Origin of the sequence: Geothermobacter ehrlichii (genome assembly GCF_008124615.1) — a bacterium.
GTDB classification, from domain to species: domain Bacteria; phylum Desulfobacterota; class Desulfuromonadia; order Desulfuromonadales; family Geothermobacteraceae; genus Geothermobacter; species Geothermobacter ehrlichii.
In genome coordinates this window covers 91,067-114,405 of the sequence record NZ_VNIB01000011.1, presented here as the reverse complement: position 1 = coordinate 114,405, position 23,339 = coordinate 91,067, and the positions used below count along the sequence as shown (strand labels likewise).

The window sequence follows — 23,339 nt, the reverse complement described above, 5'->3', positions numbered from 1 at the left end:
CACTTGTAGAGCGTGTTGGGGTGGATCTCCAGATCTCTGGCCACCTCAGCAACAGACTGGTCGCTGCCGGTTATCAGGTTAACCGTCTCGACCTTAAACGAGTGTACTTCCTTCTCTTCGAAACCATGCCAGTCCTCCTGACGCTGTTGTAGGAGCTTTTCGGACTGTCCACAATTTCGGGGGAAGGCCAAAGGGAAGAGTGCAATTCACATAGCACGGGCCTTTGGAGGGCGAGTCCGGAATTTTACCGGTGAGAACTTTTGGGCAAGAGGCTACTTTGCATCGACGGTGGGGCGCGATGAAGAAGTTATCCGAAATTACATACGGAGGCAGGAAGAGGAAGATCGCAGGCTTGATCAATTGAAGTTACTCAGCTAGCCGCCTTTAGGCGGCCCAAGGTTTTAAGCAACCGCTTTGAGCGGTTCACAGATAAAGCCCCCGGCTTGGCCGGGGTGTGTGATTCACAGAGATCGTTTCAATCTCTGCATCTCCAGATCTGCTTTGTAGTTTTGGTCTCTGATGTCCTCTTGGCTGGGGTCATAGGCTTGGCAAACCTCTCCCGTAAGTGGAGTCTCTTTGTGGAGCTCACAAACAAGGTCTATCGGTGACTTTCCATTCAAGGCACCATGAGGGCGATGCCAATTGTAGTGGTATTGCCATTCCTCGATTCGAAGGCCAAGTTCTGGATCGTTCATGTCCACATTGGCCCAGAACTCAAACAAATCAGTCTTTTGTGACCGCTCCACTTTGCCATTAAGATGCGGGGAGGCTGGTCGTATGGGCCTGAATTTAATACCCCAATCTTTCAGGCGCTCCTGAACTTTATAGGCAAAGAATTCCGTTCCACGATCCGTTTGGATGCGCTGAATGGGGAATGGCATCTCCTCACAAACACGCTCCAGAAAATCTAAGGTGTTTTTGGCAGTGCGCCTTTTGTAGACTCCCAAAACTCGCCAACGACTACAATCATCGACAGCCGTATATTGATAAATCCCGGGAGCAATTTTCATTGTATCCATCTGAACCCGATCGCCAGGAACTGGTCTAGAGTAGCGTTTGAATGGCTTTATTCGTTTGGGCCGCAAAAGCGGTTTTGCCTGATTTCTTGTCAGAACCTTGTGAATCGTCGCCAAAGAGAGCTTCAAGTTATGCAGGCGGATCAATTCACCCTGAATCCGCCTTGCTCCCAGATTCCTTGTTCTTCTAAGATCAAGAATCCAGCCTTCTATCTCTTTGGTAACTTTAGTTGTGGGGAAATTTCTTGGGCGACGACTCTCGTCCTGAAGCCCTTCCAGACCTTTTTCTTTAAAGCGGGTCACCCATTTACGTAATGTCGGCCTGGAAATGCCGCAACGACGGCAAACAAAACCTGCATTGCCAGAGGAAAAATAAAGCTCCACCCACCTTAAGCGCATTCGAACTTTCGGGTCCATTTTCACCTCCTTTCAACGGGGAATATCATGCCCTCGAATTGAAAGGATGTCTATGAATCACACACTTCCAGATTGCCGAAAATTACTGGGCACTCGGTGATGACTACAATCCGTTTCTGCTCGATCTGCTCAAAAAGCTTTTGCAGGTCGTGACATGGCAGGAGGCCTTGGGCCGCGCCTGTGGCGAGCTTCTTGAGGGGGAGTGGGCCCAAAAGTACATCAAAAGTCACTACGCGAGCGGCGGCCGGGAACTTTGGCCCTCTCAGAAAGTCGGCATTGCTCAGGCTCTCTGGATGGTTGAAAACGTCGGCAGTGTTCTGGTGGCTGACGCTACCGGGTCGGGCAAGACACGCATGGGGGCTCATCTGCTAAGGGCCGTCATGGACAGGATCTGGAGCACCGGGCGCACCCGAAAGGACATTACGGCTCTGGTTTGCCCACCCGGGCCGGTGGAGGAGTCCTGGAAGCGTGAGGCCATCAGCTGTGGCCTGCCGCTTGAAGCCATTTCGCATGGTGTGCTGAGCCATCGGGGATCCGACAAGCATGCAGGGGGGCTTCATGCCATCCGTCGTGCCCAGTCTCTTGCCATCGATGAGGCCCACAATTTTCTGAATCCCAAGTCGTCAAGAACCCGTGGACTCCATGGCAACATGGCGGATGTTGTGGTCATGTTCACGGCAACTCCCATCAACAAGGGAGTTCGGGATCTCATGATGATCGTCGACTTGCTCGGGGCCGACAACCTGGACGACAGGGCTTTGGTCCTTTTCGATAACCTCGCCAAGAGGCTTGGCGCTCAAGGCGGACGGTTTATGACCACGCGTGAAGAGCGGTTGGAGCTGCAAAAGGAAGTCCAACGATTTACCTTGCGGCGCACCAAATCGATGTTGAATGCCATGGTTGATCGGGAGCCTCAATCCTATTGCGATGATTTTGGCAATCCTTGCCGCTATCCGGAGCATATCTCTCAAACCTATCAGACTGAGGAGTCGGCCAAAGATCAGAAGATTGCCAAAGAGATTCGGAATTTGGCAGGTCAGTTGCGTGGGCTGGTCAACCTCCGTTCCGGCCTGGATCTTCCCGAATCGCTGCGCGGTGTGGTGGATATTGATGCCTATATTCGTGGGCGCTTGCAAGGAGCCAAGGGGCTGGCATTATACCACCTCATGTCGCGTTTGCGTTCCTCGCGAGCCGCGCTGATCGAACATTTGCTGGGGACCGAGACGGCGGCCCGGCGATTCGGTATTACCAGCCATATCAAGAATGAAGAGACCGGGAATGTGCTTGAGCGGCTCAACCAGAGTCGGGACTATGTGCCGGAAAGTTCACTTCGCGAAAGGCTCCCAACCTGGTTGACGGACCCGGTGGAGCATCGCCAGGCGGTGATCGAGGAAGTGCATATCTACCGCAAGATTCTTGGCCTGGTAGGCCAGATGAGTGACAACCGGGAACGTACCAAGGCCAGGCTGCTGGTCAATTTGTTGGATCGCCATTCACTTCTGGTCGGGTTTGACAGTTGCCTGATCACTCTGGAAATCCTCAAAAAGCTCATCGAGGAAGAGCGGACTGATTGTGAGGTGTTGGTCGCCACCGGTTCGAAGGCGACGGAAAAGAAAAAGGTCAACCGGGAATTTGCTCTTGGATCAAAGGCCAGAAATATCATCGCCCTCTGCTCGGATGCGATGTCCGAGGGGATCAACCTGCAGCAGGCCTCCGCCGTGGTGCTGCTGGACATGCCGAGTGTTATCCGCATTGCCGAGCAGCGCGTCGGACGGGTCGACCGGATGAACAGCCCGCACAAGAAAATCGAGGTGTGGTGGCCGAAGGACAGTGAAGAGTTTTCTCTCAAGGCCGACCGGAAGTTTTTTCAACGTTACACCGAAGTGAAAGAGATTCTGGGCTCTAACCTGGTGCTTCCGGAAAACCTTATCCCGGAGGAGATGCAGAGCGACAGCCCCTCAACCGCTGAAGAGATGATCCGGTTTCTGGAACAATGGGAACGGCAGGGACAAACCTGGGATGGTTTGCGGGATGCATTCCAGCCAGTCAGGGACCTGGTTTCCCTGGAGGATGGTCTCATCCCCGAAGATGTTTATCGGCAGGTCAGGCACTCCAAGGCCCGGGTCGTGTCCACCGTCAGTTTGGTCAGGTCATGCAAGCCCTGGGCCTTTCTGGCCATTGCCGGGGCTGAACATGGAGCGCCCAAGTGGATTTTTCTTGAGGGACTTGGCGGCATGCCAATCACCCATCTTGAAGAAATTGCCTCCAGGTTGCGTAAATTGTTGACCATGCAAAGTGAATCGAGACCGATGGATAAAAAAGCATCGGCTCTTATAGGGCACTTTCTCAATCGGGTGCTTGAGACGGAATCGTCCCTGTTGCCGCGGAAAAAGCAACGGGCCCTTGAAGAAATGAAATTGATTCTCACTCATTATCAGAAGCAGGCGGAACTTGATGGGGATGACCACCGCAAGGCGGTTGTTCTAAGCGCTCTGCAACTTTTGCATGTGCCTGCCAACGAAGACGAACGACCCAACCTGGATGCCGTGGCAGAAGCATGGCTGGATGCAATTCGTGAAACGTGGTACGCGAAACTCACGTCGAGGAGGAGGTTTAAACCACTGCGTTTGAAAGACATCCGGAAAGAATTGAAGGATAAGCCCCTCCCGACGGAAAGGCTTGAACAGGCTTTTGCCGGCATCCCTTCAGATCGGCCGATTCATGCCCGGGTCGTTTCTGCCGTTGTCGGTGTTCCTGATTAGGTTGCAGGTTGTTTTGTTGCCAAAGAGCGCAAAAGTGGTTCGGTTTTCAATGGCCGTTGACACTCTTGCGCTCAGTCGGCATGGTAGGCTTCCCTTGCTTTGCTCCGCTGCCCCCTGCCGGCGAGGACGACGCCGGCGAGGATCAGGCCGCCGCCGGCGAACAGGGCCGGGGTGACCGGTTCGCTGAGGGCGAGGACGCCGGTGATGACGCCGACCAGCGGCAGCAGGTAGAGCAGGTTGTTGACGGCGCTGGGGCCGAGACGCGGTACCGCGCGATTCCACAGGTCGTAGCCGAGAACCGAGCAGATGACGGTCAGGTAGGCGAAGCCAAGCCAGGCGCCGGCGTCGGGCAGGGCATGTGCGGTGCGGGTCAGTTCCCAAGCCATGCCGGGCAGCAGGGTGAGGGCGCCGTAAAGCATGATCTGCCGGGTCAGCAGCAGGCCCGGATAGCGGCCGGCGAAGCGGTTGACGCCGAAGGTGTAGCTGATCCAGCTCACCACGGCGCCGAGCATCAGCAGGTCGCCCTCGAGACTGGCGACACCGTCGCTCTGCCCGACCAGCAGGCCGACGCCGGTCAGCGCAAGGGCGGTGCCGAACCAGGTTGCCGCCGCCGGCAGGGTACGTTTGCGCAGGGCGGTGACCAGCTCGGTGCCGAGTGGAATCAGGGCGATCAGCAGGGCGCCGTGCGAGGCCGAGGTCAGTTTCAGACCGTGGTTTTCGAAGCCGAAATAGAGGGTGATGCCTGCCAGTCCCAGCCCGCACATGGCCAGGTGGTCCCGGGCCGGAATGCGAATGGCGCCGAACCGGCCGCGGGTCAGTGGCCAAAGCATCAGGGCGCCGAACAGGTGGCGCAGGCAGGCCAGGGTCAGCGGCGGAATCTGCTGCACCGTCTGCCGGATGACGGCGTAGGAGATGCCCCAGACCAGAATGCAGAACAGGGCGAAGAGCAGGGGCGTACGGTTGCGGTTGTCGGCAAGGGGCATGAAAGTTACGAAAGCAGTGAGGGCAGCCTCCTGTCATGCCGGGAGGCTGCCTCCGTTGGATCCCGGGCCTGTCGGTTTTACAGCACCTGGCTGAGAAAGAGCCGGGTGCGCTCGTTTTGCGGCGCGCTGAAAATCTGATCAGGCGTGCCTTCCTCGACCAGCTTGCCGGCGTCCATGAACAGCACCCGGTCGGCCACCTCGCGGGCGAAGCCCATCTCGTGGGTGACCACGACCATGGTCATCCCTTCGCGGGCGAGCTGTTTCATGACGTCGAGCACCTCGCCGACCATCTCCGGGTCGAGGGCGCTGGTCGGCTCGTCGAAGAGCATGATCTTCGGGTCCATGGCCAGGGCGCGGGCGATGGCGACGCGCTGCTGCTGGCCGCCCGACAGCCGCGAGGGATATTCCTTCTCCTTTTCGGCGATGCCGACCTTGGCCAGCAGCTGCCGGGCCTTGGCTTCGGCTTCTTCCCGGCTGCGCTTGCGCACCACCCGTTGTGCCAGGGTGATGTTTTCCAGCACCGTCTTGTGCGGAAAGAGGTTGAACTGCTGAAAGACCATGCCGACCTCGCGCCGCACCTTGTTCAGGTCGGTCTTCTTGTCGGCCAGGTCGACGCCGTCGATGACGATGTGACCGTCATCGAAACTTTCCAGGCCGTTGAGGCAGCGCAGAAAGGTCGATTTTCCCGAGCCGGACGGGCCGATGATGACGACCACCTCGCCCTTGCCGATTTCGGCGCTGACGCCGTCGACGGCGCGGACCACCTGGCCGCGGCCGGTGAAGATTTTGGTGACGTTGCTTGCCTTAATCACTGACCGCGAGCCTCCGTTCCATGTAAAAGACCAGCTGCGACATCAGGGAGGTGACCACCAGGTACATGGCCGCGACCGTCAGCCAGATCTCGAAAGTGGCGAAGGTGCTGGTGATGATTTCACGCCCCGATTTGGTCAGGTCGGTGATGGCGATGACCGAGACCAGGGACGAATCCTTGATCAGGCTGATGAACTGGCCCGCCAGCGGCGGCAGGATGCGCTTGAAGGCCTGAGGCAGGATAATGTAGGCCATGGCCTGAAAGGCGTTCATCCCCAATGAGCGGGCGGCTTCCATCTGTCCCTTCGGAATCGACTGGATGCCGGCGCGGACGATCTCGGCGACGTAGGCTCCAGCGAAGATGGCCAGGGCGCCGATGCCGGCGACGTTGCGGCTGAGATTGAAGACGGTGCCGACGAAGAAATAGGCGATGAATATCTGCACCAGCAGCGGCGTGCCGCGGATGAATTCGACGTAGAGGGCGGCCAGGCCGCGCAGGGTGTAGTTGCGCGAGATGCGGGCCAGGCCGGTGAGCAGGCCGATGACCAGGGCGAGCGCGCTGGCGCAGCCCGACAGCCAGAGGGTGGTCCACAGGCCGGTGGTCAGCGGTCCGAAACGCCACTCGTGGACAAAGCCGAGGGCGTCGCCTTCGAACAGCTCCTCGCCCTCTTCCACCCTGAGGGTGTCGGCTTCGACCCGGGCCTCTTTCTTGTCGCCGGTCTCCGACACCAGGGTCAGGACGGCCATCCTGCCTTCGCTACGGATCTGCTCGACCCGTCCGTCGAAGGGGATGGTGATCGATTCTTCGCTCTCGTAGAAAAAGTACTGCGGTACCCGGTTCCAGCGCCAGGTGTAGTCGATACGGTTGACGGCCCCCCAGATGCCGGCCGCCATCCCGATCAGGATGACGGCCAGCAAGAGTTTCCAGGGCCACAGGGGTTTGGTGGTGGTCAATTCTGTCGGTCCTTCTGTCAGATTTGTCCGACCGGCGGGTTCATCCTGTTGCGTGTCCTCTGGCATGAACCCGCCGGCGCGGGATGTTGGTTACTGCAGGCCCTTCATCCAGGCGTCGTCTTCGAACCACTTGCGGTAGATCTTGTCGTAGGTTCCGTCGTTCTTCACCTGGTTGAGGAAGTTGTTCAGCCAGTTGATGAAGTCGTAATCGCCCTTGCGCACCGCCCAGGCCAGTGGCTCGTAGGTGAAGGGCTTGTCGAGGTGGACGATCTTGCCCTGGCCCCGCTGCACGAAGGCGGCGGCGTTGTAGGGCATGTCGTAGATGAAGGCGTCGATCTTGCCGTTGACCAGCTCGAGCACGCCTTCCTGCTCGGTTTCGTAGGAGATGTACTTGGCCTTGTGAATCATTCGTTTGGTCGCCTGCTCGCCGGTGGTGCCGAGCTTGGAGCCGACGGTGTATTTCGCATCGTTCAGGTCGCGGTACGACTTGACCTTGCCGGCGAGCTCCTTTCTCAGCAGGATGGTCTGACCGATGACGATGTAGGGGTTGGCGAAGTTGATCTTCATGTTCCGTTCCTGGGTCAGGGTCATGCCGGACATGATGATGTCGAATTTCTTGGTGATCAGGGCCGGAATGATGCCGTCCCAGGCGGTGGAGACCAGTTCCAGCTTCACGCCCATGGCCTTGGCCATGCGCTTGGCCATGTCGACGTCGAAGCCGACGATTTCGCCTTTCTTGTTAGTCAGTTCGAAGGGCATGTAGCCCGGCTCCATGCCGACGCGCAGGGTGCCGCGCTTTTGGATCTCGTCCAGGGTGCCGGCGACGGCGGCCAGAGGCAGGGCGAGCAGGCACAGGGTCAGGATGCCAGCGAGCAGACGTTTCATCTCGTTCCTCCTTTGCGGGTTTTCTGGTTTTCTTTCGGGTGATTTCAATCGGAATGTCGTCCGACCTGGGTTGTTCAGTAGGATTTCCCCTCGTCGAGCAGCTCGGCGATGATCATGCGGATGTCGCAGTGCGGGCACTTGGGCAGATCTTCGCAGGGCAGATAAACGATTTCAGTATAGCGGCATTTCGGACAGATGACCTGGATGGGTTCCTTTTCTCCGCGCTCCATATGTTTTATTCTCCGGCGGCGGTTTTGTTGGCAGTGGCAAACAGGGTTTTGACAATAGCAAAATCGCCTTATAGCACAGGCAGGCGGCAAGGGACAAAGGGTTTTTCATTCATGGCGCATGGACGGCAAGCGGGGGGGGGAGGATGCCCCGGACGATGGCGGAACTGCTTCTGGTCAGCGTGACCATCTTCTGGGGCGGCACCTTCCCCCCGGTCAAGATGGCTCTGGAGGATATCCCCGTGCTCGGCTTTCTCTGGATCCGCTTCGTCTTGGCCGCGGTACTGCTGGCGCGGATCGCCGGTTGTGGCTGGCGAAGCCTCGATCGCCAGGGGGGGGGGGGGAGTACGGCATCTTTCTCGGTGTGCTGCTCTTTCTTTCCTGTCTCTTTCAGACCCTGGGACTGGAGCGGACCAGTTCGAGCAACACCGGCTTTCTGACCGGCATCAACGTCATCTGGGTGCCGCTTCTGCCGGCCCGCTGCTGAAGAAGCCGCCGGCGGCCGCTTCCCGCATCGGAGTCGTTCTGGTGCTGCTCGGCCTGCTGCTGCTCACCTGGCAGTGGCCCTGGCGGCTCAATCCGGGAGATGGGCTGGTGGTTGTCGCCTCCTTCTTTATCGCCTTTCATCTGCTGGGGCTTGATGCCTGGACGGCGAATTACGACGGACGGGCCCTGGCCTGTGTGCAGATCGCGACCATGGCCGTGCTCGGCCTTGGCGGCAGCCTGGCCTTCGAGCAGGTCAGCTGGCCAGCTCGCTGGACCGGGGCGTTGGTTGTGGCACTTCTCGTCTGCTCGGTTTTGCTACTGTTTACGCTTTCTGGATCATGACCTCCTGCCAGCGTCTGACCACGCCGACCACGGCGGCGCTGTATCTATACTCTCGAACCGGTCTGGGCGGCGCTGGCCTCCATGTGGCTGTTGCAGGAGAGGCTGTTGCCGGTCAACTGGGCGGGGGGATTTCTGATTGTCGCCGGCATGGTGATCGCCGAGCTGGTGCCTCTCTGGCTGCGACGGTGGCAGCGGGCGGCTGTCGCCGGTCGATCCGGCCGAGTTTCGCCGTATTTGGCGGCTGTTGGCCGACTTCGGGCGGCAAATGCCTTGGTTTGGTGGGATTAAAAAGATTTTTGCTCGAATTGTGCGCTTTTGCCTTGACGTGCCGGGAGCTTTTTTCTTATACGGTTAAAACTGTGTCCCATTGTCTGCCCACGTGGAAAACTTGTTGACAGAGGAGGAGAACTGATGCGTCACGTAAAACTGATTTTTGCTGCCCTGCTGGCAGCCACCTTGGCCGTTCCGGCCTTTGCCGCCGACACCTTCAAGATCGGCGTCGCCGGTCCGCACACCGGTGACCTGGCACCCTACGGCATTCCGACCAAGGAAGCGGCGATGATGCTCGCCGAGCAGGTCAACGCTGCCGGCGGCCTTCTTGGCAAGAAGGTCGAGGTGATTCCGATGGACGATCAGTGCAAGCCCGAGATCGCCACCAACGCCGCAACCAAGCTGGTGTCGGAGGGAGCCCGGATCGTCATCGGCCATGTCTGCTCCGGCGCCACCAAGGCTGCCCTCGGCATCTACAAGGAAGCCAAGGTCATCGCCATCTCGCCTTCGGCCACCAACCCGCCCCTGACCCAGAGCGGCGACTACCCCAACTTCTATCGCACCATCGCCTCCGACGACATGCAGGGCAAGCTGGCCGCCGACTTCGTTACCGGCAAGCTCGGCGCCAAGCGGATCGCCATCATTCACGACAAGGGCGATTACGGCAAGGGCTTCGCCGACTTCGCCAAGAAGTTCATCGAGGAAGGTGGCAAGGCGGAAGTCGTCATGTATGAAGGCATCACCCCGGGCGCCATGGACTATTCGGCGGTGATCCAGAAGGTGCGTCGGGTCAAGGCCGACGCCGTGATCTTCGGCGGTTACCATCCGGAGGCCTCCAAGCTGGTTGCCCAGCTGAAAAAGAAGCGGGTCAAGGCCGCTTTCGTCGGTCCTGACGGCATCAAGGGCGACGGTTTTCTCGAGATCGCCGGCAAGAAGGCCGAGGGCGTCTACGCCACCGGTCCGATGGACGTGACCAAGTACGAAGAGAACAAGAAGGCCCGTGCCGCCTATGTCAAGAAATACGGCAAGGAGCCGGGAACCTTCTTCGATCAGGGCTATGCCGCCATGCAGGCTGCCCTGGCCGCCATCAAGGCTGCCGGTGGTACCGATTACGCGGCGCTGGAGAAGGCTCTGCGCAACAACTATGTCGACACCGCGGTCGGCAGGATCAAGTTTGACGCCAAGGGGGATGCCGAAGGTGTCGGCTTCTCCGTCTACCAGGTTCAGAACGGCAAGTTCGTCGAACTCTGATTCCGGCCGACAGGTCTGAAACGAGCGGGGGACAGGCGCTGCCTGTCCCCCGTCCTTTTGCCTTGCGGAGATTAAAATCCGCAAGTTAAGGTGACGTCGGACTTATGGACTATTTTCTCGAACTGCTCTGCAGCGGCCTGACCAGGGGGAGCATCTACGCGCTCATCGCCCTGGGCTATACCATGGTCTACGGCATCATCCAGCTGATCAACTTCGCCCACGGCGAGATCTACATGATCGGTGCCTTTGTCGCCCTGATTGTCTCCGGGGTGCTGACCATCTACGGCTTTTCCGGGTTTTCCATTCTCGTACTGGCCGGCCTGATCGCCATGATCTATGCCGCCGCCTACGGCTACACCCTGGAAAAGATCGCCTACCAGCCCCTGCGCAACGCACCGCGGCTGTCCCCTCTGATCAGTGCCATCGGGGCCTCGCTCTTTCTGCAGAATTATGTTCTGCTGGCCCAGACCCCCGACTTTCTTCCCTTCCCCGAGCTGATCCCCGAGTTCGCCTTCATGGAGCCGGTCGCGCATATCATGGGATCGTCCGAGCTGGTGATTCTGGTGACCAGCGCCATCTCGATGGTGGTGCTGACGCTGCTGATCAAGTACACCCGGATCGGCAAGGCGATGCGTGCCACCCAGCAGGACATGGTCATGGCCCGGCTGGTCGGCATCAATGTCGACCGGGTGATCTCGGTGACCTTCATCATCGGTTCGGTCCTGGCGGCCATCGGCGGCGTGCTGGTCGGCAGCTACATCGGGCAGATCAACTTCTACATCGGCTTCATGGCCGGGGTGAAGGCGTTCACTGCGGCCGTTCTGGGCGGAATCGGCAACATTCCCGGCGCCGCTCTCGGCGGTCTGGTTCTCGGCCTGGCCGAATCGATGGCCGCCGGCTACATTTCGAGCGCCTACGAGGATGTCTTCGCCTTCGGGGTTCTGGTGCTGATTCTCATCCTCCGCCCCGCCGGTCTGCTCGGCAAGGCGGTCAAGCAGAAGGTCTAGGGGAGGGTGCGCAAGATGTTCAATGTGCTTAAACGTTCGGTTCTGGTCGCGCTCTGGTTCGTGTTTCTGACCTTCCCGCTGATGGTGGTCAAGGTCAATACCCTGAAGAACATCGTCGAGTGGCGCTGGCTCAACATGCTCTGGGTCTTCATCGTTGCTTTCTTTCTGCATCTGTTCTGGCGCTGGGCCCTGGACAAGCGCCAGCTGCGCAGCAAGAAGGCGGAGCTTGAGGACGAGGGCCTGATGGCTCCGACCTTGGGGCAGCGCATCCTGCAGGATCCCAGGCTCTACCGGCCGCTGCTCGGCGTTCTGGCCGCTGTCGCCATTCTTTTTCCCTGGATTCTCGACGTCTACCAGGTCAACATCATGGTGCTGGCGCTGATCTTCGTCGTGCTCGGCCTCGGCCTGAACATCACCGTCGGTCTGGCCGGCCTGCTCGACCTCGGTTATGTCGCCTTCTTCGCCGTCGGTGCCTACTCCTACGCCCTGATCCACCAGCACTTTCCAGTCCTGGGCTTCTGGGCCTGCCTGCCCATCGGCGGCCTGATCGGCGCCCTGTTCGGCGTCGTGCTCGGCTTCCCCATCCTGCGACTGCGCGGCGACTATCTGGCCATCGTCACCCTCGGTTTCGGCTCGATCGCCAAGATCGTCATCGAGAACTGGGAAGAGGTGACCAACGGCGCCAAGGGGATCGCCAACATCCCCCGTCCCGGCTTCTTCGGCATGGAGATGAGCATCGGCGCCGCCACCACCTACACCTACTACCTGATGATCCTGATGGTGATCTTCACCATCTTCGTCACCAACCGGCTGAAGGACTCCCGTATCGGCCGGGCCTGGATGGCCCTGCGCGAGGACGAGATCGCCTGCGTCGCCATGGGTGTCGACATGGCGCGCACCAAGCTGTCAGCCTATGCCCTCGGGGCCTTCTGGGCGGGGGCGGTCGGTGTCATTTTCGCCGCCCGCAACACCTACATCAATCCGAACAGCTTTACCTTCATGGAATCGGCGATCGTCCTTTCCATCGTCGTCCTCGGCGGCATGGGGTCAATCGTCGGGGTGATCATCGCCGCCCTGATTCTGATCCTGATGCCGGAGTATCTGCGCGCTTTTGCCGATTACCGGATGCTGGTCTTCGGCGCGGTGATGGTGCTGATGATGATCTTCCGGCCCCAGGGGCTGATCGCCAATGTCCGCAAAACCTATGCTCACCGCAGGCCCGCGGCGGAGGAGAACAATGGCTGAAGCTGCTGCCAAACTGCTTGAAGTGCGGGAGTTGACCATGGATTTCGGCGGTCTGCGCGCCGTCGACAGTGTCACCCTCGAAGTCTGCGAAAACGAGATCGTCGCCCTGATCGGCCCCAACGGTGCCGGCAAGACGACCTTCTTCAACTGTGTCACCGGCATCTACAAGCCGACCCGTGGCGAGATTCTGGTTCATCCGCCGAACGGCCAGTCCCGCAAGATCAACGGCATGAAGCCGAACCGGGTTACCGAGATCGGCATGGCCCGGACCTTCCAGAACATCCGCCTGTTCCAGAACATGACGGTGCTGGAAAACGTCATGATCGGCCGGCACTGCCGCACCAATACCAGCATCCTCGGCGCCATCCTGCGCAGTCCGAAGGTGCTGGGGGAGGAGCGGGAGACGGTCGAGAAGGGCTACAGCCTGCTGGAGAAGGTCGGCCTGGCCGATGTCGCCGACGAATTCGCCAAGAACCTCCCTTACGGGGCCCAGCGGCGGCTGGAGATCGCTCGCGCCATGGCCACCGATCCCTTCCTGCTGCTGCTCGACGAACCGGCGGCGGGCATGAATCCGCAGGAAACCAAGGAGCTGGACGAGCTTATCGTGCGCATCGGCAAGGAGGAAGGCATCGCCATCCTGCTGATCGAGCACGACATGAAACTGGTCATGAACATCTCCGAACGGATCTACGTCATGGAGTACGGCAAGAAGATCGCCCAGGGGTCGCCGCAGGAAATCAGGACCAATCCGAAGGTGATCGAGGCCTACCTCGGTGAGGGAGGTGACGATGCTTAAGGTCAATTCGATCAATACCTTCTACGGCAATATCCAGGCTCTCAAGGGGGTCAGTCTCGAAGTGCACGAAGGGGAGATCGTCACCCTGATCGGCGCCAACGGTGCCGGCAAGACGACTACCCTGATGTCCCTGTGCGGTATCGTGCCGCCCCGTTCCGGCGAGATTCTCTTCCAGGGCAAGCCGATCCACGGCCTGCCGGGGGACAAGATCGTCGAGCTGGGCGTCATCCAGGTGCCTGAGGGGCGAAGGATCTTTCCCAACATGACCGTGCTCGAGAACCTGGAGATGGGCGCCTACCTGCGCAAGAACAAGCTGCTGATCAAGCAGGACCTGAACATGGTGATGGATCTCTTCCCCATCCTCGCCCAGCGCCGCAATCAGTTGGGCGGCACCCTGTCCGGTGGCGAGCAGCAGATGCTGGCCATCTCCCGAGCCCTGATGGCCCGCCCCCGCCTGCTGCTGCTGGACGAGCCATCGCTGGGTCTGGCGCCGATCATTATCCAGCAGATTTTCGACATCATCCGCAAGATCAACCGCGAGAACAACACTACCATCTTTCTGGTCGAGCAGAACGCCAATCAGGCGCTGAAGCTCGCCCACCGGGGCTATGTCATGGAGAACGGCCGCATCACCCTGGCCGATTCCGCCGCCAACCTGCTGACCAACGAAGAAGTCAAGACCGCCTACCTCGGTATCTGATCGCTCTTTTGTCCGGCCGCCGGAACCGTAATGCGGTTCCGGCGGTTTTCCTTTCGGTAGTGTTTCTGTCCTTCCCGCAAATCGATGGTAAACTCAAAAAGTTCCCCTTGATACTCGTGCGGAAAGGGACATGTCCTCGATTTCGCTGAATAACCGGTTAATCGGTTGCGACTCGGACTCGGTCTGATGCTGCTGCCGCTGCTGGTTGCCGTTGGGGTCGGATTCTATGCTCTGCAGCAGATGTCCAGCGCCATGGATTTCGTGGCCGGCGAGGCCATCGACCAGATCGCTCCCGTCAACCGCCTGCAACAGCAGGTTCACGCCCTGATCGACGAGTTTCGGTTTCATCACCGGCCGGTCGAGACAGTTCTGTCTCGGGAGGTGAGGAAAGTCATTGGCGGCCAGTACCGGCAACTGCTGACAGTGGATTTTTCAAGTGCCGGCGAGTACCAGGCCATGGAGAATTCTCACCGGGACTGGCAACAGGCGATCGCGTTTTTGGCCTACGACGATGCCGGGGAAGATGCCCTTCGCGAAAGGCTGCTGCGGCATCTCGAGGCGGCGGAACGGAAGTTGGTCAGGGTGCGCCAGATGGCACTGGCCGAAATGGTGGTTCTGCGCGGCCGGATTCTCAAGGACCGGGAAGCGACTCTCGGCTTTCTGACGGCCGTACTGCTGCTTGCCCTCAGCCTGTCGCTGATGATCGGAGCCTGGCTTTCGCGATCGGTTCTGGAGCCGGTCAGGTCCCTGAAGGAAGGGGCGCGACTGCTGGGCGAGGGCGAACTGTCGGCCCGTGTGGCCGAGGTGGGGCATGACGAGCTTGCCGACCTGGCCCGCACCTTCAACCTGATGGCCCAGAAGCTGGAAAAGAGTCATCAGGAACTGGCCAGCCTCTCCGCCGTCGACTATCTGACCGGTTTGAACAACGTTCGCGAATTCTATCGCCTTTTCCACGAGGAAACCCGTCGTGCCGAGCGCTACGGGCATGCTTTTTCGCTGTTGATTCTCGACATTGACCGCTTCAAGGAAATCAACGACACCTTCGGTCATCAGCTCGGGGACTACGTGCTGCAGGAAGTGGCCCGAAGGTTGCGCGAACTGGTACGCATCAACGATCACGCGGCACGCATCGGCGGCGACGAGTTCACCATCCTGCTGCCGGAAACCGACGGCGAGGAGGCCGCAGAGCTGGCGGAGAGGATTCGGGAGTTCTTTTCCGGGCACGCCATCGCCCTGTTCGATCACCCCGAATCGGCCATTCGCATTACCGTCAGTATCGGGCTGGCGACTTTCCCCCGGGACGCCAGGGATGCCAACAGCCTGTTCGCCCGCGCCGACGCGGCCCTTTACCGGGCCAAGGAAGGCGGACGCAACCTTATGGTTACGGCCGCTGCCCACGACGGCGGTAACCATGACCGCGTCGGGCGGGAAAGACGGGGTTCGGTGACCTGGACTCGTCGGTCATCCGTATGAGTTCGCGGATTCGGGTAAAGTTTGCACCCGTCCCTGTCGAGATGGTGGATAGCCCGTTTTTCGGAATGACTTTCCCGGAGGAGTTACCATGAGCGCTGAACGTCGCCATCCCACCGAACGTTACTGTCCCCGGTTTGGACAGCTGGCCGTCAAGATGGGGTTCGTCACCCCGGAGCAGCTCAAGCAGGCCTTGAGCGAACAGGTCGACGACAACCTCGGCGAGCGGCCGCACCGCATTCTCGGTACCATCTTCTTCGAGCACGGCTGGATGACTCCGAAACAGATCGAGGAGGTTCTCAACGTCATGTTCGATCAACTCAAAAAGGAAGAAGGACTCTGACTCCGAATGCCGGCTGGTGGTATATTTCGGATTTATTGGCTTTTTTTTATTGTCAACTTCAGGTAAAGTTTCAAATGTGACAGGGGGGTTGTCGGGCCTGCCTGGCACGTCCGCCGGATGGGTGGACATGGTTGACGGTTCAGGCGCTTTGCTGAGCCGTCGGCATTGACCGGAGAGGCGGTTGCGATGTCGGTGTGAGTGATTGATGGCAAGGCAGGCGAAGCTACGAAGTATTCTTCTCTGGAGGTTTCTTTTTCTGTCGTTGCTCCCCGTCCTTTTGCTGGGGGGAGTGACCCTGACTCTCGTTGACCGGGAAACCCGGGCCAACCTCGAATCGAAAAACTTTCTGCTGGCCAACGCCGTCGCCCGGGAAATCGGCGAATCCCTGCGCGAGCCCCAGTCTGTTCTGCGGCAGCTGGCAGCCATTCTGGTGCTCTACTTTTCCGACGAGGAGGATAGCACCAGCCTTTTGCTCGACAGCGCGGTGCGCAATTCCGACTATTTCGATTCGATTCTTCTTCTCGACCATCGTGGCCGGGTGCTGCATGTCGGCCTGCCGGAAAATCTTCGCAAGCTGCGCCGGAACTATCTCGGCCTCGATCTGGCGGAGATGCCGTTTTTCGCCAGAGCCCTGCGCGGCAACGACGTCTACTGGAGCGACCTGTTCATTTCGCCGGTTTCCGGCGAGCAGGAACTGTTGCTGGTCTTTCCCTTCAGCGACCTGGTTCTGGCCGGCAGCCTCAACCGTGAATTCCTGAGACGGCTGCAGGATGTCGGCAGCAACAGGTCCGGTCTTGGGTTGGCCCTGGTCGATCGTACCGGCCGGCTGATCATGCAGTCGGGAAAGGATGCCGCTGACCAGGGCAAGACGCTGCGCCACCTGCTGCCGGTGCGGGAGGGACTGGCCGGGAATACCGGCACCTGGACCTTTGATTGGCATGGGCGCGAGACTCTCGGTAGTCTTGCCCGGGTTCCCGGAGCTGGCTGGATGGTTCTCATAAACCAGGATCTGGCCGGCGCCTACGCCGCCGCCCGGCATCTGCAGGTATCGGTGGCTGTCGGGCTCTGTTTCGCCGTTCTGCTGGCTTTGCTGGTAGCCATCACTTTCAGCCGGCGGCTGGTCAGGCCCCTGCAGGATCTGTCGGCACAGATCGGCGACATCGCGGCCGGCAACTACCAGGTGGGTCTGGCGACCCAGCCCTATGCCGAAATCGAGGAACTGGCGGCGAGCGTGCGCGGCATGGCCGCCGAGATCTGTCTGCGCGAGGAAGATCTGCGCCAGAGCCGCGAGCACTATCTGCGACTCTTCAACAGCGGACGCGATGCCATTCTGGTGACCAGTCTTGACGAAAAAGGATTGCCGGACCGGCTCTTCGAGGCCAACGAGATCGCCTGTCTCTCCCTGGGGCTCGATCGCGAAACCCTGCTCGAGGCGCGCTTTCGTGATATCTGCCCCGATCTTTTCGAACCGGCCGACAAGGCTGTCGAACTCTTCTCGCGCGGCCTGAAGGACGGCCACCTGCTGTTCGAGGCCGATATCAGAACGGCGCTCGGCAAACAGCTCCCCCATGAATTCAACATCAGTTTCTACCGTCAGGAAGGGGAGCCGGTTGCCTTTATCGTCGCCCGCGACATCACCGACCGGCGCATGGCTGAAACGGCCCTGCGGCAGAGCGAGCAGCAGCATCGGCTGCTGTCACGGCAGTTCCAGGCCCTGTTCGACGCCATTCCGGATGGCCTGTTGGTGTTCAACCGGGAGCTGAAGGTGTCCTGGGCCAACCGGGCGTCCGGAGATCTGTACGGCCGGCCGCCGGAAGAGATCCTTGGCTGCAGCACTGAAGATCTGCACGGTTTTCTCGGGGTTGACATCCGGCACTGTGTGGTGTCCGACGCCATGCGCGGTGGGCAGCCGGAGCGTATCGAAATGGATCTGCCGGACGGAAGGATCCTTGAAACCCGGGCCATTCCCATTTTCGACGACCGGAAAAGGGTCGACCGGGTCATCAAGTTTATCCGCGATGTCACCGAGCAGGTACGCAGCCATCGTGATTCGATCCGTACCGGCCAGCTGGCCGCCATCGGCGAGCTGGCCGCCGGGGTGGCGCATGAAATCAACAATCCGATCAACGGCATCATCAATTACGCCCAGATCATGGTCAACCATGCCCGCGCCGGCGGCGATTCGACAGAGCTGCCGGAACGCATCATCAAGGAAGGGAACCGCATCGCCGGTATCGTCAGCAGCCTGTTGAGTTTTTCTCGCAACCGGCAGGAGGCGATCCGTGCGGTGTATCTGCATGAGGTGGTCAACGATGCGTTGACCCTGATGAAGGCGCAGCTGCGCAAGGATGGCATCCGGGTCGACATCGCTCTGGACGACGACCTGCCGCCGGTGGCCGGCCGCTACCAGCAGCTCGAACAGGTGCTGATCAACCTGCTCAGCAATGCCAGACACGCCCTGAACGAAAAATACCCGGAATATTCGGAAGACAAGTGTCTGCGGATTTCGGCCGAGGTAGCGGGGGACGGCCGGGTTCGGCTGATCGTGCACGACCGGGGACCGGGCATACCCGAACACCTGCTGGAGCGGATTCTCGATCCCTTCTTCACCACCAAGCCGGCCGGTGTCGGAACCGGCCTCGGACTTTCGATTACGCACGACATCGTTCGCGATCATGACGGCAGCATCGACATCGACAGCGTTCCGGGCGAATACACAAGGGTGATCGTGACTCTGCCTGTCTACGTGGAGATGGCGGGTGAGGCCGCTGCTTCCGTTCTCTGACCCCTGCTTTTGCAGCCGGCTAGCGCAGCTGTTTGCCGGTGGTGGCCATGGTCAGTTTGCCGTGAACCACGCCCTTGGTGCCGATCAGCTCGTCGGCCAGTTTCTTCACCTTGCTGCCGGAGCCGCGCGCCACCACCACTTCGAGGCAGTGGTGGGCGTCGAGGTGCACATGCAGGGCCGAAATGATGGCGTCGTGGTGTGAATGCTGGTGTTCGGTCAGCTTGTCCGCCAGGTCGCGGGTATGATGGTCGTAGACCAGGGTAATGGTGCCGACGGTTTCCCGGTCTCCCTCCTGCCATTCGTCTTCGACCAGCGAGTTGCGGATGAGATCGCGGATGGCCTCGGACCTGTTGGCGTAGCCCTTGCGGGCGATGAGGCGGTCGAACTGGTCGAGCAGGTCCTGGTCGATAGAAATCCCGAAACGTGTCAGTGATGGCATGGCTGCTCCCGGTCACAAGTGAATAACTGTTCGTCTCCTAGCACAGCCTTTCGCGAAGGGTCAAGAATCTTGCCTTCTTAGCGATTTTAATCCCCGCCTTGTCCACAGCTTTTGCACACGGTTTTTCACAAGATGTTGGGTTGGTGGCCCCCAAAAAGGTCCAGATGTTGTGTTTTTTTCTCCTTGACTCAGCCTTGGGCTGTGCTAGATTGATCGCATGCTGATTGAGTCCGGGGAGGGAGCGGCGATGATCGAGTTCATTCGCAAGCGCGACGGGAGGCTGAGTAGTTTCGAACCCGAGAAGATCGCCGAGGCGATCCGCAAGGCGGTCAAGGCGGTCGGCGGCACCGACATGGAGAAGCCCGACGCCATCGCCCGCCAGGTCGTCGGTATCCTCGAGGTCATCTACAAGGATGGCCGCATCCCCACCGTCGAAAATGTCCAGGACCTGGTCGAGAAGTGCCTGATCGAGAACGGGCATGCCAAGGTGGCCAAGGCCTACATCCTCTACCGGCAGCAGCACGCCGCCCTGCGCCGCACCCAGCAGTTCATGCAGGAGGCGGTCGAGGCGGTCGATTCCTATCTCACCCAGGAAGACTGGCGGGTCAACGAAAACGCCAACATGGGCTATTCGTTGCAAGGGCTGAACAACCATATCGCCGCCAACATCACCAGCAACTACTGGCTGCACAAGATCTACCCATCCTACATCGCCGAAGCCCATCGCGAGGGGGACTTCCACATTCACGACCTCGGCATGTTGTCGGTCTACTGCTGCGGCTGGGATCTGCGCGACCTGCTGCTCAAGGGGTTCACCGGCGCCTACGGCAAGGTGCAGAGCGCGCCGGCCAAGCACTTTCGCACCGCTTTGGGGCAGGTGGTCAACTTCTTCTACACTCTGCAGGGGGAGGCCGCAGGCGCCCAGGCCTTCGCCAGCTTCGACACCCTGCTCGCACCTTTCATCCGTTACGACGGCCTCGGCTACGCCGAAGTCAGGCAGGCGATGCAGGAGTTCATCTTCAACATGAACGTGCCGACCCGGGTCGGTTTCCAGACGCCTTTCACCAACATCACCCTCGATCTGACGCCGCCGCGCGGGCTGGGGGCCGAAGGGGTGATCATCGGCGGTGAAATCCGGAACGAGACCTACAGCGACTTCCAGGCGGAGATGGACCTGTTCAACCGGGCTTTCTGCGAGGTAATGATGGAAGGGGACGCTTCCGGGCGTATCTTTTCCTTCCCCATTCCGACCTACAACATCACCCGTGGCATCGACTGGGAGAGCGACCGGTTGCGTCCGGTGTGGGAGATGACCGCCAAGTACGGCATCCCCTATTTCTCCAACTTCATCAATTCCGACATGGATCCGGAAGACGCCCGATCCATGTGTTGCCGGCTGCGCCTCGACAACCGGGAACTGCGTCGCCGGGGCGGCGGGCTGTTCGGCTCCAATCCGCTGACCGGGTCGATCGGCGTGGTGACCATCAACCTGCCGCGGGCGGCCTATCGGGCCGAAAGCATGACCGACTTTTTCGAGCGGATTTCCGAGCTGATGCGCTTTGCCTACGAGTCTCTGGAAATCAAGCGCAAACAGCTCGAACGCTTTACCTGCGACGGTCTCTATCCCTACAGCCGGTTCTACCTTTCGGGCATACACGAGCGCAGTGGTCGCTACTGGGACAACCATTTCTCCACCATCGGCCTGATCGGCATGAACGAGGCCAGCCTCAATCTGCTCGGCGTCGGCATCGATTGTGACGAGGGCCGAAGCTTCGCCCGTGCCACGCTCGAGTTCATGCGCCGCCAGCTCGAGGGCTTCCAGGAGGAGAGCGGCCATCTCTACAATCTCGAGGCGACGCCGGCCGAGGGAACGAGCTACCGGCTGGCGCGGCTCGACCGGGAACGGTTCCCCGATATCCGCACCTCCGGCACCGAGCAGCCCTACTACACCAACTCGAGCCAGCTGCCCGTCGGCGCCACCGATGACATTTTTGAGGCGCTCAGGCATCAGGACGAGTTGCAAACTCTCTACACCGGCGGCACGGTCTTTCACGGTTTTCTCGGCGAGCGGCTCGAGGACTGGCGCAGTGCCCGGTTGCTGGTCAAAAGGATCAGCGAGAATTTTCATCTGCCCTACTTTACCATCAGTCCGACTTTTACCATCTGTCCCGAGCACGGCTATATCGCCGGCGAACATTTTTCCTGTCCCTACCACAAGCAGGAGGGGGCGGCGGCCTGAACGTCAATGCCGGGAGAAACGACCATGTTCGATTGGCAGGGACTTTACTGGAGTGCGGTTGCCGGCGACCAGGCCAGGGCGGCGGCCGCGACCGAAAAAAGAGGAGGGTGTCATGGCGACCAAGTGCGACGCGAAAACCGAGGTCTATTCGAGAGTCTGTGGATTTTTCCGTCCGGTGCAGCAGTGGAACCGGGGGAAGAAGGAAGAGTTCAGAGACCGCACCGAATTTCTGATTTCCCGTAAAGAGAACGGCTGATTTCAGTGGTCCGTCCGATTGCCGAAAAGCGTCCTGACGCGGGCCTTCGCCGCCCGGCGTGATCGGTTTCGGCAACCGGCGGGACGGATGCAGGATTCTGGCATGGCCATCAAGGGCTTCCAGGGGACCAGTCTCCTCGACTTTCCGGGGAAGATCGCGTCCCTCGTTTTTTTCTCTGGCTGCAATCTGACCTGCCCCTTTTGCCACAATCCTTCGCTTCTGGCCGAGGATGCGGATCTGCCCGATCTTCCCCTCGAGTTGGTGGTGGATGAACTGGCGGAGCGGCAGGATTTTATCGATGGGGTGGTGCTGACCGGCGGTGAACCGACCCTGGCGCCGGAACTGGATGTGTTGGTGCGCCAGATCCACGATATGGGGCTGCAGGTCAAGCTCGACACCAACGGGCTTGCTCCCCGCGTGGTCGAACGGATGCTGCGGGAAAACCTGGTCGACTATGTCGCCCTCGACCTGAAGACGGCGCCGCGGCGTTACGGGGAGCTGCATCGGGGGCCGGTCAGCATGGCGGCCCTGCAGCGCACGGTCGGGCTGTTGCTGGCGGCCGATGTCGATTGCGAATTTCGCACCACCTGCGTTCCCGGTTTTGTCGATGTCGGGGATATCCGCCAGATCGGCGAGCTGATCCGCGGCGCCGGCCTCTGGGTGCTGCAGCAGTTCTCGCCGCAGGTCACTCTTGACCCCGGCCTGGCCGACCTTGAACCCTACTCCGAGGAGAAGTTGCGGGAGCTGGCTTCCCTGGCGGCAGGGTATGTCGAAAGGGTCGAGTTGCGAGGACTTCGCTGACAGTCTGCAGCGGACGGGTTCTCTGGCTGTGTTACCCTCACAGGTTGCTAAATTTCAGATGTTTTGCTCCGAGCCTTGTCGAACTGACCCTGCTGCTTCTCTCCGGTTCGTCCCCTCTGCGGCTCAGCGTTGAAAACGCCTTTACCCTGTCAGGTATCCTGGTGGCGAACCGACCTTTTTGGGGGAGGGCTAGGCCGAAATGGAAAGGCCGTCGGCAGATGCCGACGGCCTTGGCGTTTTTAGGGGGCGGATGGTATTCAGAACTGCAGCCAGAGGATGAAGGAATAGCTCATGACCAGAAAGACACTGCCGGCCAGTGCGTAAAGCAGATAGTCGAAGAAGTTGCTGTTTTTGGGAAACTGCGCCATGGGTATTGTCCTCCCTTGTCCTTCCGGTGATGAACGGACTGGGTAGATAGCAACAAGGATGCCAGCCGTTGGGCGGTGGTGGACGTTTTGCCGGCCGGCGGAAAAACACTGCAATTACAGCTATTTTTTTCTTCGTGGACAACCGCCCCGGCCTCCGGCTGGAAATGGAACGGCCAAATGGCGCAACCGGCAGGTCAATTCCCTTTCAGCTTGTGGCAGAAGAGGCAGCGGAACTTCGGCGGATGATCCTTGGGAAAGGGGATCTGTTTTTCGTTGTGGCATTCGCCGCAGAATTTTTCGCCGGCCTTTTTTCCCTGCTCGCGGATGATGGGGTAGAAACGGGCGTGAATTTCGTCATTCGGCACCCGGCTGGTCTTTTCTTCACCGGAAATGAGAATGAAAATGGTCAGAATGACGACGATCAGGGCGATGAAGAGACCATCACTTTTCTTGAAGGCCATGGAATGACTCCCTTGAGACGAATCAG

The 23,339-nt window shown here is 59.7% G+C and carries 21 protein-coding genes and 3 pseudogenes; 15 read left to right on the top strand and 9 right to left on the bottom strand.

What is annotated here, in order from left to right:
- Positions 1-127 (bottom strand): annotated as a pseudogene (locus EDC39_RS15950) (transposase); the annotation flags it as partial.
- Between the two features lie 53 nt (positions 128-180).
- On the opposite strand from EDC39_RS15950, the pseudogene EDC39_RS11605 reads away from it, so the two are divergent.
- A pseudogene (locus EDC39_RS11605) lies at positions 181-378 on the top strand (transposase); the annotation flags it as partial.
- An 83-nt stretch (positions 379-461) separates the two neighbouring features.
- On the opposite strand, the gene EDC39_RS11600 reads toward EDC39_RS11605, so the two are convergent.
- Positions 462-1,433: an IS481 family transposase gene (locus tag EDC39_RS11600; protein WP_148896554.1), complete on the bottom strand. Its 972-nt coding sequence runs from the start codon at positions 1,431-1,433 to the stop codon at positions 462-464.
- A gap of 167 nt (positions 1,434-1,600) precedes the next feature.
- Between EDC39_RS11600 and EDC39_RS11595 the strand changes: the two genes are divergently transcribed.
- A complete protein-coding gene (locus tag EDC39_RS11595) occupies positions 1,601-4,195 on the top strand; it encodes a helicase-related protein (RefSeq protein WP_187426774.1) in 2,595 nt (864 codons plus the stop codon).
- Positions 4,196-4,266: 71 nt separating this feature from the next.
- Here the strand turns inward: EDC39_RS11595 and EDC39_RS11590 are convergent, their stop codons facing one another.
- From EDC39_RS11590 to EDC39_RS15370, 5 genes are all read right to left on the bottom strand, one after another.
- Positions 4,267-5,178, bottom strand: a complete 912-nt coding sequence (locus tag EDC39_RS11590; protein WP_148896552.1) for a DMT family transporter — start codon at positions 5,176-5,178, stop codon at positions 4,267-4,269.
- Positions 5,179-5,255: 77 nt separating this feature from the next.
- Positions 5,256-5,990 (bottom strand): amino acid ABC transporter ATP-binding protein, encoded by a 735-nt coding sequence (locus tag EDC39_RS11585; RefSeq protein WP_148896551.1) that lies wholly within the window; start codon positions 5,988-5,990, stop codon positions 5,256-5,258.
- Positions 5,983-6,942, bottom strand: a complete 960-nt coding sequence (locus tag EDC39_RS11580; RefSeq protein ID WP_246140246.1) for an amino acid ABC transporter permease — start codon at positions 6,940-6,942, stop codon at positions 5,983-5,985. The genes EDC39_RS11585 and EDC39_RS11580 overlap by 8 nt, the downstream gene beginning before the upstream one ends.
- Positions 6,943-7,032: 90 nt before the next feature.
- Positions 7,033-7,827, bottom strand: coding sequence for a transporter substrate-binding domain-containing protein (locus tag EDC39_RS11575; protein WP_148896549.1), 795 nt, complete (start codon positions 7,825-7,827; stop codon positions 7,033-7,035).
- A gap of 74 nt (positions 7,828-7,901) precedes the next feature.
- On the bottom strand, positions 7,902-8,057 hold the full coding sequence (locus EDC39_RS15370; RefSeq protein WP_187426773.1) for a hypothetical protein: 156 nt from the start codon (positions 8,055-8,057) through the stop codon (positions 7,902-7,904).
- A gap of 301 nt (positions 8,058-8,358) precedes the next feature.
- Here EDC39_RS15370 and EDC39_RS15615 point away from each other — a divergent pair, with 301 nt between their 5' ends.
- The 10 genes from EDC39_RS15615 to EDC39_RS11525 all read left to right on the top strand — a co-directional run bounded on the left by EDC39_RS15615 (position 8,359) and on the right by EDC39_RS11525 (position 18,749).
- On the top strand, positions 8,359-8,541 hold the full coding sequence (locus EDC39_RS15615) for a hypothetical protein (protein WP_246140245.1): 183 nt from the start codon (positions 8,359-8,361) through the stop codon (positions 8,539-8,541).
- Between the two features lie 41 nt (positions 8,542-8,582).
- Positions 8,583-8,882, top strand: a complete 300-nt coding sequence (locus EDC39_RS11565; RefSeq protein WP_148896547.1) for a hypothetical protein — start codon at positions 8,583-8,585, stop codon at positions 8,880-8,882.
- 411 nt (positions 8,883-9,293) lie between these two features.
- Positions 9,294-10,403 carry a branched-chain amino acid ABC transporter substrate-binding protein gene (locus tag EDC39_RS11560; RefSeq protein ID WP_148896546.1) on the top strand — a complete coding sequence of 370 codons (1,110 nt, stop codon included), beginning with the start codon at positions 9,294-9,296 and terminating at the stop codon, positions 10,401-10,403.
- Between the two features lie 104 nt (positions 10,404-10,507).
- Positions 10,508-11,410, top strand: coding sequence for a branched-chain amino acid ABC transporter permease (locus EDC39_RS11555; RefSeq protein WP_148896545.1), 903 nt, complete (start codon positions 10,508-10,510; stop codon positions 11,408-11,410).
- A gap of 15 nt (positions 11,411-11,425) precedes the next feature.
- A complete protein-coding gene (locus EDC39_RS11550) occupies positions 11,426-12,655 on the top strand; it encodes an ABC transporter permease subunit (RefSeq protein WP_148896544.1) in 1,230 nt (409 codons plus the stop codon).
- Positions 12,648-13,451 carry an ABC transporter ATP-binding protein gene (locus EDC39_RS11545; RefSeq protein WP_148896543.1) on the top strand — a complete coding sequence of 268 codons (804 nt, stop codon included), beginning with the start codon at positions 12,648-12,650 and terminating at the stop codon, positions 13,449-13,451. Before EDC39_RS11550 ends, EDC39_RS11545 begins: the two co-directional genes overlap by 8 nt.
- Positions 13,444-14,151 carry an ABC transporter ATP-binding protein gene (locus EDC39_RS11540; protein ID WP_148896542.1) on the top strand — a complete coding sequence of 236 codons (708 nt, stop codon included), beginning with the start codon at positions 13,444-13,446 and terminating at the stop codon, positions 14,149-14,151. Before EDC39_RS11545 ends, EDC39_RS11540 begins: the two co-directional genes overlap by 8 nt.
- Before the next feature lie 165 nt (positions 14,152-14,316).
- Positions 14,317-15,624 (top strand): GGDEF domain-containing protein, encoded by a 1,308-nt coding sequence (locus EDC39_RS11535; RefSeq protein ID WP_148896541.1) that lies wholly within the window; start codon positions 14,317-14,319, stop codon positions 15,622-15,624.
- An 88-nt stretch (positions 15,625-15,712) separates the two neighbouring features.
- Positions 15,713-15,964 (top strand): hypothetical protein, encoded by a 252-nt coding sequence (locus tag EDC39_RS11530; protein WP_148896540.1) that lies wholly within the window; start codon positions 15,713-15,715, stop codon positions 15,962-15,964.
- A gap of 289 nt (positions 15,965-16,253) precedes the next feature.
- On the top strand, positions 16,254-18,749 hold the full coding sequence (locus EDC39_RS11525; protein ID WP_187426771.1) for an ATP-binding protein: 2,496 nt from the start codon (positions 16,254-16,256) through the stop codon (positions 18,747-18,749).
- 19 nt (positions 18,750-18,768) lie between these two features.
- Here EDC39_RS11525 and nikR read toward each other — a convergent pair whose 3' ends face one another.
- On the bottom strand, positions 18,769-19,188 hold the full coding sequence (gene nikR, locus EDC39_RS11520) for a nickel-responsive transcriptional regulator NikR (protein ID WP_148896538.1): 420 nt from the start codon (positions 19,186-19,188) through the stop codon (positions 18,769-18,771).
- A gap of 247 nt (positions 19,189-19,435) precedes the next feature.
- Between nikR and EDC39_RS11515 the strand changes: the two genes are divergently transcribed.
- From EDC39_RS11515 to EDC39_RS11505, 3 genes and pseudogenes are all read left to right on the top strand, one after another.
- A complete protein-coding gene (locus tag EDC39_RS11515) occupies positions 19,436-21,427 on the top strand; it encodes a ribonucleoside triphosphate reductase (RefSeq protein ID WP_148896560.1) in 1,992 nt (663 codons plus the stop codon).
- Positions 21,428-21,551: 124 nt separating this feature from the next.
- Positions 21,552-21,683 (top strand): annotated as a pseudogene (gene nrdD, locus EDC39_RS11510) (anaerobic ribonucleoside-triphosphate reductase); the annotation flags it as partial.
- 102 nt (positions 21,684-21,785) lie between these two features.
- Entirely contained in the window at positions 21,786-22,484 is a 699-nt protein-coding gene (locus EDC39_RS11505) for an anaerobic ribonucleoside-triphosphate reductase activating protein (protein WP_148896536.1), read from the top strand.
- A 562-nt stretch (positions 22,485-23,046) separates the two neighbouring features.
- Here EDC39_RS11505 and EDC39_RS11500 read toward each other — a convergent pair.
- The gene (locus tag EDC39_RS11500) at positions 23,047-23,313 is read right to left on the bottom strand and encodes a cytochrome c (protein WP_148896535.1); all 267 of its coding nucleotides are present in this window, start codon (positions 23,311-23,313) and stop codon (positions 23,047-23,049) included.
- Positions 23,314-23,339: the final 26 nt, after the last annotated feature.